General features: G+C 53.4%; 3 protein-coding genes. All 3 read right to left on the reverse strand.

All coding sequences use genetic code 11. From position 1 onward, the window contains the following. Positions 1 to 219 precede the first annotated feature (219 nt). Positions 220 to 882 (reverse strand): potassium channel family protein, encoded by a 663-nt coding sequence (locus B2Y11_RS04990; RefSeq protein ID WP_291056928.1) that lies wholly within the window; start codon positions 880 to 882, stop codon positions 220 to 222. Positions 883 to 897: 15 nt separating this feature from the next. Further along, positions 898 to 2,247 (reverse strand): TrkH family potassium uptake protein, encoded by a 1,350-nt coding sequence (locus B2Y11_RS04995; protein WP_349676016.1) that lies wholly within the window; start codon positions 2,245 to 2,247, stop codon positions 898 to 900. A 117-nt stretch (positions 2,248 to 2,364) separates the two neighbouring features. Continuing rightward, positions 2,365 to 2,904, reverse strand: a complete 540-nt coding sequence (locus B2Y11_RS05000) for a CBS domain-containing protein (protein ID WP_291056932.1) — start codon at positions 2,902 to 2,904, stop codon at positions 2,365 to 2,367. Positions 2,905 to 3,071: the final 167 nt, after the last annotated feature.

Raw genomic sequence — 3,071 nt, forward strand, 5'->3', positions numbered from 1 at the left:
GCGAAGCGACGCAACCCTTGGCCCATGCGACAGCACAGGGCCATACGCCCCTCTGCGGCCAACGGCCGCAGGCCCCTTCGGAAATTGCTGCCCCGCCGACCGGTATTTATCAACAGATGATTCCCTATGGGTGCTTACCGCAGCCGCCCCCTTCCACCACTGACGTGGTCCCCCTCCCCCCGACAGGCGGTGGGAGGCAAGATTTCAGCCAACAGCACCTTACTGCTCGAGACTTGCAGTGACCCGCTTTACGCTTTCCGAGTCCCCCAGAATGATGAGCATATCATCGGAGGCAAGCTGCATATCCGGATGGGGGTTGACGTACATTTCCCCTTTTCTCTTAATGGCCACTACGGTAATGTTATATTTCTTACGGATATCGATGTCCAGAATGCTCTTGCCGATCCAGTCTTCCGGCACATGGATGGAAAGGATGGTAATGTTGTTTTCCATTTCGATATAATCCACAATGCCCGGGGAAATAAGGTTGTGGGCGACACGGACGCCCATTTCCTTTTCGGAGTAAATGATTTTGTCCGCCCCGATTTTCTGCAGCATTTTCCCGTGGAGGGGGTCCAGGGCCTTGACCACGATTTTCTTGACCCCCATATCCTTCAATATCAGGGTTGTCATGAGGCTGGCGGAAAGTTCTCCTAGCGAAACCACCGCCACGTCCGCATTGCCGGCGCCGATGGCGGCCAGGTTCTTTTCGTCCGAGCAGTCGGCGCACACCACATATCCCAGGGTATCCGCCAGGTCCTGCACCACATCTTCATCGATATCCATGGCCATGACGTCGTACCCCATTTTTTCCAGCGTCACAGCCACACTTTTACCAAACCGGCCCAGACCGGCTACGAAAAACTGTAATTTCTGACCCATAACGAACCTCTTTATTTAACCTATAACCACATTTTCCTTCGGATACTTCACAGAACTGTTATGATGGCCCGCAAAGGCGATGGCCAGGGTCATCACGCCGATACGGCCGATGTACATGGCAATCATGAGCACGATCTTGCAGGCCGTATTCCATTCCCCCGTCAGCCCCATGCTGAAGCCTACGGTACTGAAGGCGGACACCGATTCAAAAAGAGCATCTTCAAAGTCGAAATCCTTCGGCTCCATGGCGAACACGCAGAACGCCGTCAGGAACGTGAGCACAATAGCCAGGGTGAATACATTGGACGCCTTGGTGAGGCACTTCGTATCCACCTGCTTATGAAAAAGCACCACCTCCCGCCTGCCCCGGATCCAGGCCCAGAGAGACAGAAGAAGAAGGCCCATGGTGGTGGTCCTGATACCGCCGCCGGTGGAAACAGGCGCCGCCCCGACAAACATAAACATCATGACGAAAAGGACGGTGGAACTCATCATGGAGTGGATATCAAACACCGCAAATCCTGCCAACCGGGAAGACACGGACATGAAAAAAGCGCTCTGCCACTTCTCCAGCGTGTTCATGTGGCCCATGGTTTCCGGATTGCTTCCCTCCAGAAGAAAATACACCACCACCCCCAGAGGGATGAGAACCGCCTCCATGGTAAAGATGAACTTGCTGTTGAAAGACAGCCTGCACCACCTGTGATTTCTTAAAATATCATCCAAAGCGATGAAACCCACGCCCCCCAGGAACATGGTAACCACAATCACCGTACTTACAAAACCGTCTGCCGCCATGCCCGCAAAACCTACATCACTGCCCATGATATCCATGCCGCAGTTCGTAAAAGCGGACACCGCATGCCAGTAGCCCAGGTAAATGCCGATGGTTCCGTACTTGAAATAGAGATAAATGGCCAGAAGCGTTCCCGACGTAAACTCCACCGCCAAGGTCGTGACGATAATCTTTCGCACCAGCATCACCATGCCCGACGGCGTATTCAGATTGAAAGAGTCCCGGATCAGAAGACGCTCCTGCAGCCGGATCCGGCGGCCCGTATAAATACTCACCATGGCCATCATGGTCATGATTCCCAGACCCCCTACCTGCATGAGGAAGAGAATCACCAGCTGACCGAAAACGGTGAAATCATAGCGGAGGTCAAACATACTCATGCCCGTGACACTCACCGTGCTCACCGACATGAAAAGAGCATCCACAAAAGAAACCTCCGACCTGCCGGTCTGCGAAAAAGGCAGCATCAGAAGAAAGGCCCCCAGAAGCATAAAGAGCGCAAAGCCCCCGCAGATCAGGCCCCCCCTGTGCATTTTACTCAGAAACCGGATCAGCCGCTTTCCCATCATGTACCTCCCTCTCCTTCGGAAAACTGAAATATGCCGAAAGGAGCGTTTTCCCTATTATACTATGCCCGGCGCAAATAAAAAACTGCACCGGCGTTTCCACCGCTGCAGTTTCCACTACTACTTACTTTCTTCTTCCCGATTTCTTAAAAGCTCCTCCGCCTCCGTAGCCGCAATGGCGCCCAGAATATCATGGCGGGTAATAATACCCACCAGCCGCGCCGGCGGCTGCACATCGGAACCGGCCACCTTCTTCTTATCCACCACCGGCACCGTCTTCAAATGCTCATCCACCATGAGATTCGTCAATGTCTCCATATCCGTCTCCGGCGTCACACAGCGCACATCCTTCGTCATGATCTCCGCCGCCGTAGTGGCCAGGAGCTTCCGGAACGACTTCTCATACCGGCCGAAACCGCAGTAATACAGATTTCCGCCAAGCACATCCACATACTGAGGAATCTTCGGCGTCACCTTCTTGTAAAGCAGATCCCCTTCCGAAATGATACCCAGAAGCTCATTATCCTCCCCCACCACCGGAATGGCACTCACAGGATGGGTAATAAACAGCCCCACCAGCCGGTGTACCGTCACATCAGGCGATACAGTAAACACATACTTGGTCATGAACTCCTTGACTTTCAGCGATTTGGACGGCATAAGAACCCCTCCTTTGAAAGCTATGAAATCTGCTGTTTTCCTATCTATATTTTAGCGAATTTTGGGGAAAGGTGCAAGAGAAACAGGGGACGCGGACACGCCTGCGGCGCCAAAAAGGGGGCGGGCTCGAAGGTTGTATAGAAGGGTTGTGTCCCCAGAGGGGAAAC

This window comes from Dialister sp. UBA1703 (genome assembly GCA_002320515.1).
Taxonomy (GTDB): Bacteria; Bacillota; Negativicutes; order Veillonellales; family Dialisteraceae; genus Dialister.

Bases quoted from the DNA above. Each gene is read 5' to 3' on its own strand.
- B2Y11_RS04995 (WP_349676016.1), bottom strand. From the start codon at position 2,247: ATGATGGGAAAGCGGCTGATCCGGTTTCTGAGTAAAATGCACAGGGGG.
- B2Y11_RS05000 (WP_291056932.1), bottom strand. From the start codon at position 2,904: ATGCCGTCCAAATCGCTGAAAGTCAAGGAGTTCATGACCAAGTATGTG.
- B2Y11_RS04990 (WP_291056928.1), bottom strand. From the start codon at position 882: ATGGGTCAGAAATTACAGTTTTTCGTAGCCGGTCTGGGCCGGTTTGGT.